Annotated in this window: 15 protein-coding genes; 4 read left to right on the top strand and 11 right to left on the bottom strand. The window is 41.5% G+C overall.

All coding sequences use genetic code 11. The features are described 5' to 3' along the window. Positions 1-13 precede the first annotated feature (13 nt). The 3 genes from J690_RS20340 to J690_RS20350 all read right to left on the bottom strand — a co-directional run bounded on the left by J690_RS20340 (position 14) and on the right by J690_RS20350 (position 4,018). Positions 14-910 (bottom strand): DMT family transporter, encoded by an 897-nt coding sequence (locus tag J690_RS20340; protein ID WP_001181015.1) that lies wholly within the window; start codon positions 908-910, stop codon positions 14-16. A 125-nt stretch (positions 911-1,035) separates the two neighbouring features. After that, positions 1,036-2,583, bottom strand: a complete 1,548-nt coding sequence (gene garD, locus J690_RS20345; RefSeq protein ID WP_032037946.1) for a galactarate dehydratase — start codon at positions 2,581-2,583, stop codon at positions 1,036-1,038. 70 nt (positions 2,584-2,653) lie between these two features. Next, entirely contained in the window at positions 2,654-4,018 is a 1,365-nt protein-coding gene (locus J690_RS20350; protein WP_014206146.1) for an MFS transporter, read from the bottom strand. A 285-nt stretch (positions 4,019-4,303) separates the two neighbouring features. Here J690_RS20350 and gudD point away from each other — a divergent pair, with 285 nt between their 5' ends. From gudD to J690_RS20370, 4 genes are all read left to right on the top strand, one after another. Further along, on the top strand, positions 4,304-5,638 hold the full coding sequence (gene gudD / locus J690_RS20355) for a glucarate dehydratase (RefSeq protein WP_032037947.1): 1,335 nt from the start codon (positions 4,304-4,306) through the stop codon (positions 5,636-5,638). Positions 5,639-5,904: 266 nt separating this feature from the next. Beyond that, positions 5,905-6,816: a 5-dehydro-4-deoxyglucarate dehydratase gene (gene kdgD / locus J690_RS20360; protein WP_009387806.1), complete on the top strand. Its 912-nt coding sequence runs from the start codon at positions 5,905-5,907 to the stop codon at positions 6,814-6,816. A gap of 30 nt (positions 6,817-6,846) precedes the next feature. After that, positions 6,847-8,433: an aldehyde dehydrogenase (NADP(+)) gene (locus J690_RS20365; RefSeq protein ID WP_032037950.1), complete on the top strand. Its 1,587-nt coding sequence runs from the start codon at positions 6,847-6,849 to the stop codon at positions 8,431-8,433. A 241-nt stretch (positions 8,434-8,674) separates the two neighbouring features. Beyond that, positions 8,675-9,388 carry a FadR/GntR family transcriptional regulator gene (locus tag J690_RS20370; RefSeq protein ID WP_014206150.1) on the top strand — a complete coding sequence of 238 codons (714 nt, stop codon included), beginning with the start codon at positions 8,675-8,677 and terminating at the stop codon, positions 9,386-9,388. Between the two features lie 72 nt (positions 9,389-9,460). Here J690_RS20370 and J690_RS20375 read toward each other — a convergent pair whose 3' ends face one another. The 8 genes from J690_RS20375 to J690_RS20410 form a co-directional block, all read right to left on the bottom strand. Continuing rightward, positions 9,461-11,212, bottom strand: a complete 1,752-nt coding sequence (locus J690_RS20375) for a tannase/feruloyl esterase family alpha/beta hydrolase (protein ID WP_032037953.1) — start codon at positions 11,210-11,212, stop codon at positions 9,461-9,463. 32 nt (positions 11,213-11,244) lie between these two features. After that, positions 11,245-11,634: a PaaI family thioesterase gene (locus J690_RS20380; protein WP_032037956.1), complete on the bottom strand. Its 390-nt coding sequence runs from the start codon at positions 11,632-11,634 to the stop codon at positions 11,245-11,247. A gap of 40 nt (positions 11,635-11,674) precedes the next feature. Further along, entirely contained in the window at positions 11,675-12,211 is a 537-nt protein-coding gene (locus J690_RS20385; RefSeq protein WP_014206153.1) for a DUF3237 domain-containing protein, read from the bottom strand. A gap of 57 nt (positions 12,212-12,268) precedes the next feature. Beyond that, positions 12,269-13,519, bottom strand: a complete 1,251-nt coding sequence (locus J690_RS20390) for an OprD family porin (protein ID WP_032037958.1) — start codon at positions 13,517-13,519, stop codon at positions 12,269-12,271. An 81-nt stretch (positions 13,520-13,600) separates the two neighbouring features. Further along, positions 13,601-14,740, bottom strand: coding sequence for an acyl-CoA dehydrogenase family protein (locus tag J690_RS20395; protein WP_032037960.1), 1,140 nt, complete (start codon positions 14,738-14,740; stop codon positions 13,601-13,603). 74 nt (positions 14,741-14,814) lie between these two features. Next, complete coding sequence (locus J690_RS20400; protein ID WP_171073750.1) at positions 14,815-16,701, bottom strand: feruloyl-CoA synthase; 1,887 nt, start codon at positions 16,699-16,701, stop codon at positions 14,815-14,817. Between the two features lie 82 nt (positions 16,702-16,783). Further along, positions 16,784-18,235 (bottom strand): aldehyde dehydrogenase, encoded by a 1,452-nt coding sequence (locus J690_RS20405; protein ID WP_032037965.1) that lies wholly within the window; start codon positions 18,233-18,235, stop codon positions 16,784-16,786. Positions 18,236-18,272: 37 nt separating this feature from the next. Beyond that, positions 18,273-19,112: a p-hydroxycinnamoyl CoA hydratase/lyase gene (locus J690_RS20410; RefSeq protein WP_169538806.1), complete on the bottom strand. Its 840-nt coding sequence runs from the start codon at positions 19,110-19,112 to the stop codon at positions 18,273-18,275. Positions 19,113-19,155: the final 43 nt, after the last annotated feature.

Consider the following 19,155-nt stretch of genomic DNA (forward strand, 5'->3'; position numbering starts at 1 on the left):
TAAGGTTTGTTTGTTATTTAAATCGAGAAAGTAACTTTTTCTGCAAAAATGGATTACAGAGCAAAATCGCAAATAAAATAATAAATATGCCGATAATGCTAAACAGATCAGGTAATTCATGCCAAAAAACAAATCCCCAAATTCCTGCAAAAATAATGGCAATATAGTTCATTGGGCCAATTTGGCCAGCTGGGGCTAGGCTATAGGCATAAGACATAAAAAGTTGGCTTATATTTGCTAAAAGTCCTGCGGCAATGAGTAATGCTAGTTCATGCCAAGTGAAAATTCGCCAATGCCAGAACATCGGAATAGAGGAAATTAAACTACCAAAAACACAGAAGTAAAAAACGATACGTTCAGGTGGCTCTGTACTGGTTAAAGCTCTTACGGTGACAAAAGCCATTGCTGATAAAAAGCATGCCCCCAAGCCAATAAAAGACAATGCGTTAAATAGACCTTGGTCGGGTTTAGCGACAAATAAAACCCCAATGAGTCCAATCACAGCGGCAAAAATCATCGATTTAGTAATTTTTTCTTTTAAGAAAAGCCATGCAATAAGTGGAATAAAGATAGGAGATGAGTAACTAAAAACCATGGCATTTGAGAGTTTTAAGTTTGCAATGGCATAGAAAAAACCGTACATGGCGGCTAGTCCCACAATACTTCGCCAAGTGTGCATCCAAAGTTTATCGGTTTTAATAAAGTCTAAACCTTGTTTAAAGAGCATCGGAATAAAAATAAATAAACCCACTGCATTTCTAAAAAACACGACGGTCGCATTGTCTACTGTTTGTGAAGCAAAACGAATGCACACTCCCATAATGGAAAATAATAATGCTGATGTCATAAGACAAAGCAGCGCTTTTCCAAGTTGAGTTGAGGGGAGATTTGAAGCAGTCTGATTTTGCATAGAGAAATAGAGTTCTTAATTTTCGATGTTATTTTAGCAGCGATGTTAAGTTTTAGTGAAATGTGTCGTAATTAAGATGGGAAATGTGAAAAGATGAGGTGATATGCCTCATCTTTTAAACCTTATTAGGTCACGGGTGCAGGGTTAAATACAGCGAGTGAGTTATGAATACCCCAACGGTCCGACCACGTTTGTTTTTCGCCACTAGCCACTTGTAAAATCAGTTCAAAAAGTTCCCAGCCCACTTCTTCAATAGTCTTCTTTCCAATCGCAATATCGCCAGCACTGATATCAATCAGGTCATACCAACGGTTTGCAATATTGTTTCGGCTTGCCATTTTTATAACTGGCACTGCTGCCAACCCGTAAGGTGTACCGCGACCTGTGGTAAAGACTTGGACCGTAATTCCAGATGCCATTTGCTGCGTACCACAGATAAAGTCACTTGATGGTGTTGCCGCAAAAATTAAACCCTTTTTAGTCGGTCTTTGGCCTGGTGCAAGAACCTCTACAATCGGTGAGCGGCCCGATTTTGCAATTGATCCCATCGCTTTTTCTACAATGTTATTCAGTCCACCTTTTTTATTGCCCGGTGTGGTATTGGCACTTCGGTCTACTTGGCCTGCTGCTAAGTAATCGTCATACCATTTCATTTCCCGAATTAGATCTTTGGCAACTTGTTCATTTACTGCGCGTGGAGTAAGTAGGTGAATGCCATCGCGGACTTCTGTAACTTCCGAAAACATGACGGTGCCGCCACATTGCACAATCAAGTCAGCTGCGAAACCAACGGCAGGGTTAGAGGTAACTCCGGAAAATGCATCACTCCCACCACATTGCATGCCTACAACTAAATTAGAAACTGGAACTTCTTCTCGAGTACGTTGATTAAGCTTTTTAAGGTGTTGTTCTGCCACGGTTAAAATATGGTTGACCATACTTTCAAAACCGTTATGGCGTTCATCTTGTAACTGAATAATGTCCTCATTTGCTAGGGGAATATATTTGTTTTCTTTAGGAATGTTTAGAAGACGTTCGGGTTGCATTTTTTCGCAGCCCAGACTCACAACCATAATTTCTCCACCAAAATTAGGGTTGAGTGCAAGATTATGAATTGTACGAATAGGAACAATTGCAGCGGGTGCATCGATTGCCACGCCACAACCGTATAAATGGTTTAATCCGACTACACCATCTACATTTGAATATTTAGGAAGTAAATCACGTTCAATAATTTTAACGACATAATCAACAATACCCTCTACACAGTTAACACTGGTCGTAATACCTAAAATATTCTTTGTGCCGACACTGCCATCTTTATTTTTATAACCTTTAAATGTATATCCGCTCAAGGTTGGAAGCTTTGGATCAGGACGAGTTGCTAACTCAAGATCATCTAGCTCAGGTGCCTCAGGCATTTGGGTAACGGCTTCATTTACCCATGAACCTGCGGATAAATCTTTATTTGCATAACCAATAATTTCCCCATAACGAACAATTGCTTCCCCTTGCTTTAATGACTTTAATAAAACTTTATGTCCCTGTGGCACATGATCAACCAAGATGAGTTGGTATTCTTCAATATGTGTAGAAGGTGGTAAACCACCGTCATTCACTACAATGGCTACATTATCAAGAGGACTAATTTTTATGAGGAGAGGCTTCAGCATGATCGTTCCTTTTATACATTTGAAGAGAGGTCATAACGCTTAAGTTAGTTAAGCGTTATGACTTAAAGTTTTAAGAGGTAGGTTTTAACTCGAAGCGCTGGATTTTTCCGACCATAAAGAGGTAGCAAATAATTGCGATGACGGCATGTATACCTACAAAAACAAGTGCACCATTGAAAGAACCAGTCGAATTGATAATATAGCCAATCGCAATCGGGATCACGATGCCTGCTGTATTGCCGAAGGTATTAAATAGACCACCCGATAAACCTACCATTTCTTTTGGTGCAACATCCGACATAACTGCCCAACCTAATGCACCAAAACCTTTACCAAAAAAGGCCAGTGACATAAAGAATAAGATGGCTGTTTGCGAATCGACATAGTTACAAACCACAATACTGGTTGATAACAACATGCCAAAAATAATGGGAAACTTACGGGAAAAGGTTAGAGATTTATTCATTTTGATGAGTTTATCGGAAATTACTCCTCCTAATACACCGCCAATAAATCCGCAAAGCGCCGGTAATACAGCTGCAAAACCAGCTTCTAAAATTGACATGTGACGTTCTTTTACAAGGTACACAGGGAACCAAGTAATAAAGAAATAGGTTAAGCAGGTAATACAATATTGAGCGATAAAAATACCTAGAAGCATACGAGAAGAGAGCAGCTTTTTAATATTTTTAAAATTCATTTTATTGTTTTCATCAGCAATTTTAAGCTGATTTTCACCCATGCTGGTAATAGCACCGCCTGCTTGTAAATATTTAAACTCATTTGAATTAATAGTAGGGTGCTTTTCTGGGCTATAGATGACTTTTAACCAGATAAAAGCAATCACAATACCTAGTCCACCCATAATCCAGAATACAGATTGCCAATGAATATGGGCAACCAACCATCCCATGAATGGCGCAAATATGACAGTGGCAAAATATTGAGCCGAGTTAAATATCGCTGCGGCGGTTCCACGTTCTTTGGTTGGGAACCATGCTGCTACAATCTGGCTGTTTCCAGGAAAGGCAGGACTTTCAGATAATCCAACCAAAAAACGTAAAAGAAATAATGAGGCGATAATGAGAGGTATAGAACCTAAAATATCGACAAAACCTAAGAGAATAGTGAAAAATGACCAGAGCATGATGCTCCAGAAATAGACTCTTCGAGCACCAAACTTATCGAGTAACCATCCACCTGGAATTTGACCAATCACATAAGCCCAGCCAAACGCAGAGAATATATATCCCATGGTCACTGAGCTTAATCCAAGTTCTTGAGACATTGGAGCGGCAGCCATTGAAAGGGTTGCTCGATCACCGTAATTTAATGAAGTGACTAAGAAAATCATCGCTAAAATGTAATAGCGCGTTTTATTATGCTTCGCTCGTTGCTGATTCACAGCAGCAATATTTGTTTGCAGATTATCCATATACAAACTCTTTTTAATAATCGACCTATTTGCATATCCGTGAAATAGGTGACGTCATGTCAAATTCATCGATAGAATAGATGAGAAAACGGAATTTTGTATCTACTCTATAGTCCTAGTTCTAAAACCGCGTCTTTAGATGTATGACATCATATGATTAAAAATATTATTTTGGCAAGTAGGGTCGAAAAATAATTTTTATGCGGGTTTATATTGACAAGTTGTCTGATGTCTTATAAGTTTTGGTGATGAAAAAATAGTATCAGAATGCCAAGGAGTATTTTAATGGCGACCTCTACACCTATCGTTAAATCAATTCGAGCAATTCCTGTTGCTGGACATGACAGCATGCTGCTCAATTTGAGTGGTGCTCATGGACCTTATTTCACTCGTAATATACTTATTATCGAAGATAACTCTGGAAATATTGGTGTAGGTGAAATTCCGGGCGGAGAAAAAATTTTAGCGACATTAAATGATGCTAAAGCCTTAGTAGAAGGGCAGCCGATTGGTGAATATAAAAATCTACTCAAGAAAATTCAGCAAACTTTTGCTGATCGTGACAGTGGTGGTCGAGGCAATCAAACCTTTGATTTACGTACCACAATTCATGTTGTAACGGCTTATGAGTCAGCATTACTTGATTTGCTTGGCAAGCATTTAAATGTGAATGTTGCAAGCTTACTAGGTGAAGGCCAGCAACGTAGTGAAGTTGAAGTTTTAGGATATTTATTCTTTATCGGTGACCGAAAACAGACTTCATTAGACTATGCGACTACACCTCAGCATAACCATGACTGGTATAAAGTCCGTCATGAAAAAGCGTTAACACCCGAGGCAGTACAGCGTTTAGCAGAAGCATCTTATGACCGTTATGGTTTTAAAGACTTTAAATTAAAAGGTGGTGTATTACAGGGCGAGCAAGAAGCCGAAGCTGTTACAGCTATCGCGCGCCGTTTTCCAGAAGCGCGTGTAACGCTTGATCCAAACGGAGCATGGTTTTTAGATGAAGCAATTGCTTTGGGTAAACATTTAAAAGGTGTGCTGGCCTATGCGGAAGACCCGTGTGGTGCAGAACAAGGTTATTCAAGCCGTGAAATTATGGCCGAGTTTAAACGTGCAACAGGTTTACCCACTGCGACCAATATGATTGCTACGGACTGGCGTGAAATGTCGCATAGTATCCAATTGCAAGCTGTTGATATTCCTTTGGCTGATCCACATTTTTGGACATTGGAAGGTTCGGTTCGAGTTTCACAGCACTGCAATATGTATAACTTAACGTGGGGTTCGCATTCTAATAATCACTTTGATATTTCACTTGCCATGTTTACCCATGTTGCTGCCGCTGCGGTAGGTAAGGTAACGGCAATTGATACGCACTGGATTTGGCAAGAAGGTACAGATCAGCTCACTAAAGCACCGCTTGAAATTAAAGACGGTAAAATTCAGGTGCCAACCGCACCAGGACTTGGTGTCGAGTTGGACTGGGACCGAATTAACCAAGCTCATGAGCTCTATAAATTAAAAGGTTTAGGAGCTCGTAATGATGCCGATGCGATGCAATTTTTAATACCAAACTGGTCATTTAATAATAAAAAGCCGTGTTTGGTTCGTTAATGTTTTACCGATGTTTTTGAACAATTCGCTTTTTGAATTGTCTTAATGCTTTGCTGTCCATATGGACAGCTTTTTTTATATCTAACGATTAGCCGTGAAATTAAGAATTTTTAACTATATTTTATAAAATAATGGGTTAGGTCTTTTTGGGTAATGAATTTTAATCTTTTTAAAAAATTTAATTTTTCAGAGGAAAAATATATTGATTAAAATAAAATTTATGATGTAAGATGTCTGACAACATAAACATGTATGGATATTTTCTAATGGATGCTCTTGAGTTAAAAAACATTGTTTCTGATGGTCTTCTTTCTTTTCCGGTTACTGACTTTGACCAAAATGGGGACTTTAATAAATCTTCTTATGCAAAACGTCTTGAATGGTTAGCACCTTATGGTGCAAGTGCATTATTTGCTGCGGGTGGTACAGGCGAGTTTTTCTCGTTAACTGGAAGTGAATACTCTGACGTGATTAAAACTGCTGTCGATACTTGTAAAGGTAGTGTACCGATTATTGCTGGGGCAGGTGGTCCGACACGTCAGGCGATTGAACAGGCAAAAGAAGCAGAGCGCTTAGGTGCACACGGTATTTTGTTAATGCCACATTACCTAACTGAAGCAAGCCAAGAAGGTTTGATCGAACACGTTAAGCAAGTATGTAACTCAGTAGACTTTGGCGTAATTTTTTATAATCGTAGCGTATCAAGATTAAATCTCGATTCAATCCAAAAGTTAGCCGAGATGTGCCCGAACTTAATCGGTTTTAAAGACAGCTCTGGTCAAATCGATATGATGACAGCAGTGACTCAGACTATGGGTGATCGTTTGTCGTATTTAGGTGGCCTGCCAACAGCAGAAGTTTTTGCAGCGCCATATAAAGCCTTAGGTTGTCCAGTTTATTCATCAGCTGTATTTAACTTTATTCCAAAGACTGCAATGGAGTTTTATAACGCGCTTCGCAGTGATGACTTTGAAACAACCAATCGTTTGATTAAAGATTTCTTCTTGCCATTGATAAAAATTCGCGACCGTAAATCAGGTTATGCAGTAAGCATGATTAAAGCAGGTGCCAAAATTGTTGGGCATGATGCAGGTCCAGTGCGTCCACCATTAAGTGATTTAACTCAAGCAGACTATGAAGATTTGGCTGCGCTTATTGCGACACTTGGTCCGCAATAATTCTAACTGTTTAGGTATTGGAGCTTTAAAATGAGTAAAAATAACGGTCGGCAGTTTATTAATGGTCAACGTGTTGCTGCAAATGCGCCAGCCCTAGAAAGTATAGCTGCAAAAGACTATCAGCCAACAGGTTATGTATTTAGTCAGGCGACCCTTGAAGAAGTAGATCAGGCTGCTCAAGCTGCACATAACGCTTTTTTAGTTTATAGCCAAACTTCTCAAGAGCAACGAGCCTCTTTTCTTGAAGAAATTGCTCACCAAATTGAAGCATTAGGTGCGAACCTGCAAGAAGTCGCTTCACTTGAAACAGGCTTACCACTTGCTCGTCTTCAAGGAGAGACAGGCCGTGTTACTGGTCAGCTTCGACTGTTTGCTGAACTTTTACGCCGTGGCGATTTTTATGGTGCTCGTATTGATGTGGCATTACCAGAGCGTAAGCCTTTGCCGCGTGTCGATTTGCGTCAATATAGAGTTGGAGTAGGACCGGTTGCCGTGTTTGGCGCGAGTAATTTCCCACTTGCATTTTCAACAGCAGGCGGTGATACCGTAGCTGCTTTAGCAGCAGGGTGTCCGGTTGTCTTTAAAGCACACTCTGGTCATATGGCAACTGCTGAGCTTGTTGCAGAAGCCATTGAAAAAGCAATCGAAGTTTGCGGTATGCCTAAAGGCACATTCAATATGATTTTTGGTGGCCGTATTGGTGCAAACTTGGTAGAACATCCACTGATTCAGGCAGCTGGTTTTACGGGTTCTCTTGAAGGCGGAATGGCACTTTATAACCTTGCGCAGAGCCGTCCTCAGCCAATTCCATTCTTTGCTGAAATGTCGAGTGTGAACCCTGTAGTGGTTTTATCTCAAGCGCTGAGTTCTCGTGGTGAACAAATTGCTCAGGATACGGTTGCCTCATTTAATATGGGATGTGGCCAGTTCTGTACAAAACCGGGGTTAATTTTAGGCGTACAAGGTCCTGAATTTGACAGTTTCGTAGCAGCTTTAGCTGAAAGCACGCAAAAAGCTGTGCCTCAGGTCATGCTGAATGAAGGAACTTTAAAAAGTTACCGTCAAGGTATTGATGCTCTAAACAGTGAAGCTGGTTTTAAAGTTATTGCGACAGGACAAGAGGCCGAGCTAGTTTCTCAAGCAAAAGCACATCTATTTAAAGCGGATCAATCTGTTTTATTGTCAGGCAACCCAAAACTACAACATGAAGTTTTCGGGCCAATGTCGATTGTGATTGGCGTAGAAGATAAAGCGACTTTGTTAAAAGGGATCGAGTCTTTAGGTGGACAGCTCACGGCAACCATTATTGGTGATGAAAATGAGTTGTCTGAAGCAGGCGAGCTTCTTCATTTGCTAACCGGTAAAGCTGGCCGTGTATTGTTTAACGGTTTCCCGACAGGAGTTGAAGTGTCTGATGCCATGGTACATGGTGGTCCTTTCCCTGCAACCAGTGATGCACGCGGAACTTCGGTGGGTACGGGAGCGATTGAGCGTTTCTTGCGTCCGGTATGTTTCCAAAATACACCACAAGTTTTATTACCCGATGCATTAAAAGATAGTAATCCACTACAGATTACTCGTCTGGTCAATGGGCAATTAACTCAGGCTCAAATTTAAAAGTTGTGCAGCTCAATCAATGGTATTGAGCTGCATATTTTTTAACTTATTCAACGCATTATTAAATATCAACAGAAGCATAAGTTGCTTACTTTTTAAATATATGTGAGAGCTTGATAAGGGAGATAAAATATTTTGATTTTAATAACTTAGAGGTATAAAAACCGAATATGACTATCGTCTAAGTTTATAGTAAAATGAATTTTCTAATTTTTTCAACATTTCATGAGTTCTTCAGATTATGTCTAGTGCAATTAAACCTAGATCAACAAAAAAACTAAGCCAGATTATTGTAGAACAACTGATCGAAAAAATTCAGTCTGGAGACTTCCAAGTCGGAGAGAAAATTCCGACCGAACTTGAATTAATTGAAACTTTTGAAGTAAGCCGTTCTGTTATTCGCGAAGCAATTACTGAGTTGCGTTCATTAGGGTTTGTCGAGACTCGTCACGGGATTGGTACTTTTGTAAAAGAACAGACAGTTGAGCAAAATTTTTTGCTGTCTAATGCCAGTTTAGAAACCATTAACGATATTGTTTCTTTACTTGAGCTTAGGATTAGTCTTGAGTCGGAAGCTGTCTTTTTAGCATCTGAGCGCCGTAAGCAAATCCATATTGATAAAATGAAAGCTGCGCTTCAAGACTTTGAGCGTCATATTTCATCAGATGCCAATGATGGTACGGTAAAAGCTGACTATGATTTCCATATTGCCATTGCTGAAGCTTCTGAAAACCAATATTTCGTTGATTTTCTAAAGTATCTTGGCGAAAAAATTATTCCACGTGCACGTTTAAAATCTATTGAGCAAAGTCCTGAAAACCGCGAAGAATATTTAAAAGCGGTTCACCATGATCATGTCAATATTTATAACGCAATTGTCGATCAGGATGGTTTATTGGCCCGACAAATGATGCGAGCTCATTTGTCTAAAAGTATTAAAAAGTTTAAGCAGTGAGCTTGAGCTAAGATTGGGCAGAGTAAGATAAAAAGAGAGCTTACTTAAGCTCTCTTTTTATCTTATTGGATGTTATTTACAGCTAAAGTTTTCAGCTTTCTCACTATCACCTTGACCATTGTAACGGGCGATCAGTGGGTAAGGGCAAAGTGGACGGGTGCGGTCTGGCGCCCAGTCCTTTGGAAGCTCCGTATTAATTTGACCACTCGGATTACCTGCACCGCGTGCAGCCGCAATGATTTTGTCAGGTGCTTGTCCATACTCCACCCAGTTAACTAAAGCAGTCAATGCATCAAATTGGTCGGTCGCAATACCATCACGGGTATGGTTCATGCCCGGAACTCTAAAGAAACGCGCAAATTCAGGTGCTGTACTTTTTGCATCATTTTTATAGTGTTGTAGCAGTTGATCGTACCAATTTTGGGTGTCATCTACAGAGAAAACACCGTCTGCTGTGCCTTGTACCACAATCATTTTTCCACCGTGATTACGGAGTTTACCTAGATTCAATTCATCAGGTGGCATCATGAAAGACATCGAACTTTCAGTATAAACATCATTGGTTGCCGAGAGTTTTGGATAGTCGGTATCGAAGTTAAAATTAAAGGCAAATTGTCTAGAATTTTGAGTCACAGTTGGGTCTGGTGGAACCTGAAAAAGAATTCCAACTGCAACGGGGTCACGTGCTGTTCCCACAGAAGATTCAAATTTCCAGCTTGCCCAGTTACTACCGACTAAACCGGGGTCGAAAGGTTGGGTTGCATAGAGGGCTTGTCCAGCAGAGTTTACAGGACCACGGTAAATGTTGGCTAATACATCAATTTGTTCGGTGCTTAAACAAGTCCCATCTCTTGTGCTTGAGCAAACGGGTACATCTTTGTGAATATCAAAAGCTGTACGGCAAGCTTCGACATCTTGAACCAGCCCATCTGCAACACCGTCTAAGGCATCGCATCGATCTAAAATAGCTTTTGCTAATACTTTGCGCTCTGGAAGAGTTAGAGCAGTACTTAGGTCATTTTCATCTGTTGCGACACGACGAAGCTGTTGTGCTGTGTAGAGTTGAGCCGCGGCTGCACGAGGTAAGTGAAAACCCGGTGTACTTGCTAAAATTCCGTCATATTGGTCGCCCAAACGGGTTGCAGCAATCATGGCGTGACGCCCGCCGTTAGATGTACCGCCTGCATAGGAGCGGTCTGGCAATTTACCATATGCGGCTTTAATTAGGTTTTTTGCCATAGGCGTGAGTTTGGTAATGGCACCGTAGCCGTAGTTAATTCTGGCTTGAGGGTCTAAACCAAACATTGGATTTTGTGAAGCATTATGTCCTGCATCGGAAGAAATAACAGCAAAACCATCATGCAGGGCATTGGTCAGTGGACCACCGCTACCGACCTGACCCGTTGCAGCTACTAAATTACCATCGGTTCCGCCATTGCCTTGATAGAGAAAACGACCGTTCCAGTCTATTGGTAAGCGCATTTCAAAACCAATTTGATAGGTTTGTCCATCGACAGGGCTTACACGTTGGTCCATATAACCTTTAACCAAACAATGAGCGCCAATCGGTTTGTTGGCGACAGTCAATGTACCTGCTTCTTGAAGGGTAGCTGAGCTAATAACGGTATTGTTGTACTGAAATCCCAGTAAGTCTGAACAGCTTCCTGTCATTTTTACGCCAACAGCAGGAGATAACTGCGGTGGTTTGGTTGTTGACGGAACCGTTGTGTCATCATTATCACTTCCACAGCCTGCCAAAGCACCAAGCATGGCAAGCACCAAAGCGGAGCGGGTCAAAATTCGTTTATTGTTGGTGTAATTCATTTATTCATATCCTTATTGAATGAATGGTGTAATTAATCTAAAACCAGAAAATTAGCTGTGCTTCGTGCAATCATTTTGTTGTTTTGCCAAGCTTCACTTTCGAGATTCAGTACGGTTTTGCCTTGTTTAATGAATCGACATTTTGTAAGGACTTCGCCAACGGCACAGGGTCTTAAAAAATCCATCGTTAAGTTAATTGTGGTGGCGGGGTTACTGTCATTTGCAAGAAATGCAAAAAGTCCCATCACGTCATCAAGCATGGCGCAAATCATGCCACCTTCAACGGTGCCGCGTGGATTGGTAAAGCTTTCTAGCGCCGTGTAGTGGATGGTGAGTTCAGTGTTCTTATCATTCCAATAAATATTGTGTCCACCCAAATGATGGTGGATGGGGGGTAAGTGTTCTAAAGTTTTTTGATCCATAATGAAGGGTCCATCCTTTTTGTAGGTGTTATAAAAATTATTATTTCAGGGTGTAGGCATCATAAATAACCGCTTTGCCCAAGCGCATTGCACTACCTACCGCAACGGTCTGGTTAAGCCATGAGTATTTAGGTGAGCTGGTTTCAAAATGCATGGTAATTTTGAAATAGTAATTTTTCGGGTCGACATCTTTGCCTTGAGCAAGCTGTTTTAGTGTTTCTGCTGAGCCATGTCGGTAACCTTTGGTTTGAAGATAAATGAGAGCACCGTCATCGGTTTCTAACAAATATCGCGTATCAATAATGGCCAGCCCTTTACTGTCGACAATTTGCCAATCTGCACCATTATTTAAAATGCGGCCCTTAAGTGATTTCCCTTCAAATGTCCCACCTGTAATGGGAATAATTCGGCGTTTACCTGCATCACTGGTGGTGCCTAACTCCCAAACAGGCGCATTTAGATCAACACTAAATTTTGCTAAAGGCTCAAGCTGAATAGGTGGCGGGCTATATTGTGTTTCGGCATGAGTCAGGGCAATGAGACAAATTCCGCAGAGTAGCGTTACAACTTTCTTCATGATGAATTTCCCGAAATAAAAAGAGGTTCTATGTGTGACAGAACCTCTTGTTTTGAATTATTTAAATTTCCATGTGTAGTCAATGTTGATACGGGTTTCGTTGACAGGTTTGATGTTGGCTGTAGAGAGCATGTTGTTGTCATAAATGGCATAGCGCGCGCGTAGCCCTAAATTTTTTACCCAGCCACTTTGAACGGTGTAGCCTAAATCAAAGTCTGTTTCGCGTTCTTTTAAATTGGTTCCGCCTAAGTTGGGTGCATAAATATTGTGACCTGTGGTGTAACGGGTCATAAAACGTAAACCCGGTACATAATCTTTAAAGTCATATTCATAACGGAAGCTATAGGCTTTCTCTTTTGGGTTTAAAAACTCACCCGGCCATGTGTCAATAAGAAGCCCAGTTTCACCTCCAGTCAAATATGGAAAGGCGGTGTCGCCGTGATGTTGGAAGGTTCCGAAAATAAATTTATGGTTTTGATGTTTGAGTTCGAAATGCGCATGATAAAGGTCATTATCGACTAAGCCTGCTTTCGCCTGTCCATCATCTCGGCTGCGGTAGTAACGTAATTGTGAGCTAAAATTAGTGGTGTCATTAATTTTATGTTGGTGTAAAGCACCGACCATGGTTTGGTTATAAAGATCATCAACATCCATATAAAAAGCGGTGAGCTTGAGTGCAGGATTAAACTGATAGTTTCCACCTAAATAATAAAGCCCATCAGTTTCGGCACTTTTAAATCGTCCATTCACCCCAGAAATTTTAATTTTTTCATAGTTGGTTGAATCCCGATGATTCACTTTATCGAGGTAGGCTGCCTGTAAATCAAAATCTTTAATATCTTTACTGGTCAGTGAAATTCCTCGATAAGTTTGAGGAAGTAAACGCGCGGGTGAAGCCACTAAAACAGGGTTCATTGGCATGAGCGTACCAACGCGTAGCTCGGTTTGGCTCATTTTTGCTTTTGCTGTGACCCCAATTTCGCCATAAGAGTCAGCAGGTTCATTGGTGCGCGTGTCTCTAGGTAAGTTACCTGTACCTCCATGCTCTGCATCGGCATCAAGTTTGAACCCCGCCGTTGCAAGCACATCCAGCCCAAAACCGACAGTCCCTTCGGTATAACCTGAATTGGCTTTAAGAATAAACCCCTGTGTCCAGTCCTTGGCAGCAGGGTAAGCGGATTGCTCTTGGTAGTCGCGGTCAAAATAGAAATTTCGTGTGGTGAGTTCTACTGAACTGTTGTCAATAAAACTGCCAGCCCACACTGAACCTGAGAGCATAAGGGTAGAGTACATCCATAATTTCGACATAGCATTTCTTCCTGAAATATCATTTTTTATTTTCAACAAGGCATAGTTGTTGTGTCTGCCTTGTTTGGTTTTTAAATCGAATTATTTTCCGAGCAGTTCTCGGGCCACGATTTCTTTCATAATTTCATTGGTTCCCCCATAAATTTTTTGTACCCGCGCATCCACAAAAAAGCGTGAAATCGGGTATTCCTGCATGTAACCATAGCCACCAAAAAGCTGAAGTAATTGGTCAATCACTTCACATTGAGTGTCGGTAATAAAGCACTTCAATGCGGCAACTTGAGCGACACTTAACTGGTGTTGTTGATATAGCGCTGCACATTGATCTACAAAGGCTTGTGCGGCTTTTGCTTTGATTTGCGCGTTTGCGAGTACAAATCGTGTGTTTTGCATTTGACTTAACGGTTGTCCGAAAGCTTTACGCTCTAGTACATAGTCTTTAGTAATTTCAATGGCGCCTAAAATTGACCCCAACGCCATCATGGAAATACTCAAACGTTCGCGAGGTAACTCTTGCATTAAATAAGCAAAACCTTGTCCTTCTTCACCCAAACGTTGTGTGACAGGTACACAAACATCATCAAAAAATAGTTCAGCTGTATCTTGGGCATGCAGTCCGATTTTTTGTAATGAACGGCCTTTTTTAACGCCATCTAACGCAGCATCGACTAGAAAAATCGAAATGCCTTTTGCTTTAGCTTGCGGATCAGTTTTCGCAACCAGAACGATCAGATCGGCATGCAAACCATTTGAAATAAAAGTTTTTGAACCATTAATACGGTAATGATCATTTTCTAAAATCGCTTGAGTGCGTATGGCCTGTAGGTCTGAACCAGCATTGGCTTCGGTCATGGCAATTGCAGTGACGACTTCACCTGTCACCATTTTCGGTAACCAATAACGTTTTTGCTCTTCGGATCCGATATTTTGCAGATAAGGAGAGACCAACTCATTTTGCCCGCCAATGGCAACCGCTAAAGATGCAAAACCAGCTTGAGCAGTTTCTTGAACCAACATGAGTGAGTAGTGCACAGGAGCGCCGTAGCCGCCATATTCCTCGGGTACATCGACGCACAAAAAACCATTCTCCCCAAGACGAAGCCATAAATCACGTGGGATAAGGCCATCTTGTTCCCACTGTTCGTAATACGGGGCAACCTGTTCTTTTAAGAACCTGCGATAGCTATCCCGAAATAGTTCAAATTCTGTATCGTGTGGCATGTTGAACCTTTTTTAGGCAAAAGTGAGGCTAAGGCCCAAACCGAAGTTTGAGCTTCCTTTTTTATTTCAATTGCTTATTGCTTTAAGGTGGGCACCCGTATAATCAGCGGGTTATCAGTCTGCTTTTGATAAAGTTCATCAATTAAAGCTGCACGACGCTTGATAATACTGCTTTGATTGAGGTTACCTTTATCGGTCACTTCGCCTGCATCGAGTTGAGGTGGTTCGATCATTAAATAAAGCATGGAGACTGTATTTGAGCTGCCAGTCGCATCTTTATTAAAGGTCGTTAAAAATTGGCGGAACCATTGCTGGACTTTAGGATGCTGTAATATCTCTGTTGGAGAATGTTCGCCCAGCTTAAGGCCAGCTTGTTGAGCACAAGCATCTAGTTTTGGAAAAATCAGAAAGCCAACCGCATTCAGGTTTGAACCTGTAATACAAACATCTTGAACCAGTAAATTACCTTGAATGAGTACTTTGTTGCGTAGTGTGCCCACATTCACAAAAGTGCCTGTATTGAGTTTAAAGTCTTCAGCAATTCGTCCGTCGTACATCAGGCCTTTAGTTGGATCATTCACATCGACCAAACGAACAGCATCGCCCGTATGGAAAAAGCCTTCATCATCAAACACAGTGCTTTGTTGGTCTGCCTTTAAACGCCAATAACCTTTCATGACATGTTTGCCACGAACACAAAACTCTAGTTTGTCACCACATGGCACTAGCTTAATTTCGCATCCCGGAGCAGGGTAGCCAATAAAGCCAGCCATTACGCGTGGGCCAGTTGTAAAAGCGCAAGATGGTGCTGTTTCAGTCATGCCCAATCCGCTCATGATACGAATTTTTTCTCCGCAATGTTGCTGAGCAATTTTATCGAGTCTGTTCCAGCCCGCTTCTGAAAGCGCTGCACCTGCAAAGAATAAAATTTTAACTTTGGCAAAAAAGCGGTCTCTTAATTCTTCATCTTTTTCTAAGGCTTCGGTGAGTTCTTCCCAACCTTTTGGCACATTTAAATAAACGGTTGGAGAGATTTCTTTGAGATTACGAATGGTTTCGTCAAATTTTCCTGCAACGGGTTTGCCATCATCAATGTAAATCGTACCGCCGTTATAGAGTGCGATGCCGACATTATGACTGCCGCCAAATGTGTGGTGCCAAGATAGCCAGTCGAGTAGGACAGGCGGCGTTTCTTCAAACTCAGGGAAAGTTTGTAATAACATTTGCTGATTAACACACAACATTAAATGCGTGGTCGGCACAGCTTTAGGCAATTTGGTTGAACCTGATGTAAATAAGAATTTGGCAATCTGGTTTTCATCAAGAGTTTGGTAAAATTCTTGAACATTTGAAACTGGTGTATCTAACAGCGACTGAAATGATGTGCAAATCTGATCGCCTACAATTCCTTTATTGGTCACCACTTCAATGTCGGATGTAATACATGCCTGAATGGCTTTGGCAAAAGCTTGTCCATCGTTGGCATAGACCATACCAGGTGTAAGAACTTCAAACACATGTTTAAGTTTGCCAAAGTCTTGAGAAATAAGAGAGTAGGCAGGGGAAATAGCTGAGAAAGGTACACCTGCCAGCATGGCAGCCATAGACAGTGTTAAATGTTCGAGATCATTACCACTTAAAATAACGAGTGGTCTTTCTTGGCTTAACTTACGTTCATGCAAAGCCTGAGCAATATGCCATGCACGTTGTAAAACTTCTGCATAACTCAGTTTGACCCATTCACCTTGAGCATTGCGTTTTGCTGCAAAAATATGGTCGGGTTTGATTTGCGCAAAATGAATTAACCGATCTGTCAGTTTTTGTGGATACGGTTTTAATTGCTCTTTTGGGCTGATATAGAGCGTGTCATCTTTATGGTGATAATGAATATCATGTTGCCCTAATTTTACGAACCGTTCGCGGTCTTGTGATTGAGTGGCATTCATTTGCATTTCTTTCACTCCATGGAAAGCGCATCACTGCACTTTATTTTTTTGCATCATGCAATTTTTATTTAATATGTCGGTATTCGCATTAGCCTGACTAAATCGGGTAATGACGTGATTGGGTTTGAATGGTAATCCAGCGTAGTTCGGTAAATTCGGCAACAGAGACTTTACTACCAAAACGTCCGTAACCACTCGATTTTGTTCCGCCAAATGGCATTTGAGCTTCGTCATGTACGGTTGCTCCGTTAATATGACAAATACCCGAATCAATCTGTTTAGCGACTTCTAATGCCAGCGAAATATTTTGGCTAAACACTGCCGAAGACAGACCAAACTCGCTGTCATTTGCCAGTGCTACGCCTTCTTCAATGCTTGAAAAACGTTGAACTGTGCATACAGGTCCAAATGATTCTTCGCGGTAAAGCAGCATGTCAGGTTTGATATTGAGCACCAGCGTCGGTTGCATGGTGGTGTCTTCAATATGGATACCTAAAGGTAAGTCAGCACCTTTGTTTTGGGCATCTTCTAGCAAATGCTGAATACGGTTTGCAGCACGGCGACTTTCTAAAACACCGAGTACATTGTCTTTTGAGGTTGGATTACCTGCCTGAATAGAGCGGGTTTTTTCAATCAGTTTTTCAATAAATTGGTCGGCAATATTGTCTTGAATCAAAACACGTTCTGTCGACATACAGATTTGCCCCTGATTGAAAAACGCCCCGAAAGCCACAGCATTTACGGCTTCATTAATATCAGCCTCATTTAAAACCACAACCGGGGCTTTACCACCGAGTTCGAGCAAAACTGGTTTTAAGTATTTAGCAGCAGTCTCGGCAATAATTTTGCCGACTTTGGTTGAACCGGTAAAATTAATGCGTTTCACAGCTGGATGAGACACTAAACGCTCCACGATTTGTGGTGCATCTTCTGCGGCATGCGTAATCACATTGACCACACCTTCACCTAGACCTGCTTCATGTAACACTTCACCAATGAGACGATGTGTTGCTGGGCAGGCTTCCGATGCTTTTAACACTACCGTGTTACCACAAGCCAAAGGCATAGCAAGCGCACGTGTTGCCAAAATGACAGGAGCATTCCAAGGTGCAATTCCTACAATCACACCACAAGGAACCCGCACACCCATCGCAAGATTGCCCGGCACATCTGACGGAATCAGACTTCCGTCAATTTGTGTGGTCATGGCTGCGGCTTCACGTAACATGTTGGCAGCAAGATGAACGTTAAACCCATACCATGTTGCAGTTGAACCTGTTTCTTGCATTCCAGTTTCAACGAATTGCTCGGTTTTTTGGTCCAGTAGATCAGCTGCTTTTAACAAACGTAAGCGACGTTCGGTAGGCGAGAGTTTCGACCATACTTTAAAAGCTTGTTGTGCCGAATCGATTGCACGATCAACATCTTCCAACGTTGCAGCAGCAGCTTTAGTTGCCACCGATCCATCAATTGGACTGATACGCTCAAAAGTTGCCTGATTTGATGCATCAACAGATTGACCGTGAATTAGTAACTGTACATTTTGCATGGGTTGTGTCCTTACATTGCCATTAAAGAATCAAAAGTTAACCAGTACGTTTATAGCTCTGTAAACCCGGTTTAATTGATTTTTCATCTAAAAATTGTTTCAAACCTTCTTGGCGGCCATTTTCAGTATCTCGGTGGATACATTGATCAAGTTTGGCATATAAGTAGTCTTCGTTTTGGTCCCATGTCAGTTCACGGCAACGCTTAAAGCCATTTTTAGCGGTACGAAGAACCACAGGGTTTTTCTCAAGTAAGCAATTTGCAAGTTCAGTCACTTCTGCTTTTAATTGGGCAAGCGGTACGCTTTTATTCACAAGGCCCATGGTTTCAGCTTCTTTACCACTAAAGGTTTTACCCGTCATGATGTAATACAAAGATGCACGATGACCTACGGTATCTGCCATTGCTTTGCTTACAAGGTTACCCGGTGGGATGCCCCAGTTAATTTCAGATAAACCGAAAGTTGCTTCATCTGCTGCAATTGCTAGGTCACAAGCCACTAAAGGTGAGAAACCGCCTCCAAAGCACCAGCCGTTAACCATAGCAATGGTTGGTTTTGAATACATACGAAGAAGTTGCCACTGCCAGCGACATGAGTCGCGGCGAATACGTTCTTGGAAAATTTCAGGCTGAGTGTCGACTTCACGGAAATATTCCTTCAAATCCATACCCGCTGTCCAAGAATCCCCTGCACCCGTCAACACTAAAACACGTGCATCTTGATCAAGCTCAAGAGTTTCGAGCACATCAATCATTTCACGATTAAGTGTTGGGCTCATGGCATTTTTCTTTTCTGGACGGTTCAGGGTGACCCATGCAATTCCATCTTCAACTTTGACATCTACTGTTTCCCAGCGGTTTTCATAACTCATCTTCATACTCCTTGAATGATTTTTAGCTGTTCTGGGATTTAATCTAATA

Origin of the sequence: Acinetobacter sp. 742879, from assembly GCF_000588535.1 — a bacterium.
Lineage (GTDB): Bacteria > Pseudomonadota > Gammaproteobacteria > Pseudomonadales > Moraxellaceae > Acinetobacter > Acinetobacter pittii.

Excerpts from the sequence above, each read along its gene's own strand:
- J690_RS20340 (WP_001181015.1), bottom strand. The coding sequence starts at position 910 with ATGCAAAATCAGACTGCTTCAAATCTCCCCTCAACTCAACTTGGAAAA.
- garD (WP_032037946.1), bottom strand. The coding sequence starts at position 2,583 with ATGCTGAAGCCTCTCCTCATAAAAATTAGTCCTCTTGATAATGTAGCC.
- J690_RS20350 (WP_014206146.1), bottom strand. The coding sequence starts at position 4,018 with ATGGATAATCTGCAAACAAATATTGCTGCTGTGAATCAGCAACGAGCG.
- gudD (WP_032037947.1), top strand. The coding sequence starts at position 4,304 with ATGGCGACCTCTACACCTATCGTTAAATCAATTCGAGCAATTCCTGTT.
- kdgD (WP_009387806.1), top strand. The coding sequence starts at position 5,905 with ATGGATGCTCTTGAGTTAAAAAACATTGTTTCTGATGGTCTTCTTTCT.
- J690_RS20365 (WP_032037950.1), top strand. The coding sequence starts at position 6,847 with ATGAGTAAAAATAACGGTCGGCAGTTTATTAATGGTCAACGTGTTGCT.
- J690_RS20370 (WP_014206150.1), top strand. The coding sequence starts at position 8,675 with ATGTCTAGTGCAATTAAACCTAGATCAACAAAAAAACTAAGCCAGATT.
- J690_RS20375 (WP_032037953.1), bottom strand. The coding sequence starts at position 11,212 with ATGAATTACACCAACAATAAACGAATTTTGACCCGCTCCGCTTTGGTG.
- J690_RS20380 (WP_032037956.1), bottom strand. The coding sequence starts at position 11,634 with ATGGATCAAAAAACTTTAGAACACTTACCCCCCATCCACCATCATTTG.
- J690_RS20385 (WP_014206153.1), bottom strand. The coding sequence starts at position 12,211 with ATGAAGAAAGTTGTAACGCTACTCTGCGGAATTTGTCTCATTGCCCTG.
- J690_RS20390 (WP_032037958.1), bottom strand. The coding sequence starts at position 13,519 with ATGTCGAAATTATGGATGTACTCTACCCTTATGCTCTCAGGTTCAGTG.
- J690_RS20395 (WP_032037960.1), bottom strand. The coding sequence starts at position 14,740 with ATGCCACACGATACAGAATTTGAACTATTTCGGGATAGCTATCGCAGG.
- J690_RS20405 (WP_032037965.1), bottom strand. The coding sequence starts at position 18,235 with ATGCAAAATGTACAGTTACTAATTCACGGTCAATCTGTTGATGCATCA.
- J690_RS20410 (WP_169538806.1), bottom strand. The coding sequence starts at position 19,112 with ATGAAGATGAGTTATGAAAACCGCTGGGAAACAGTAGATGTCAAAGTT.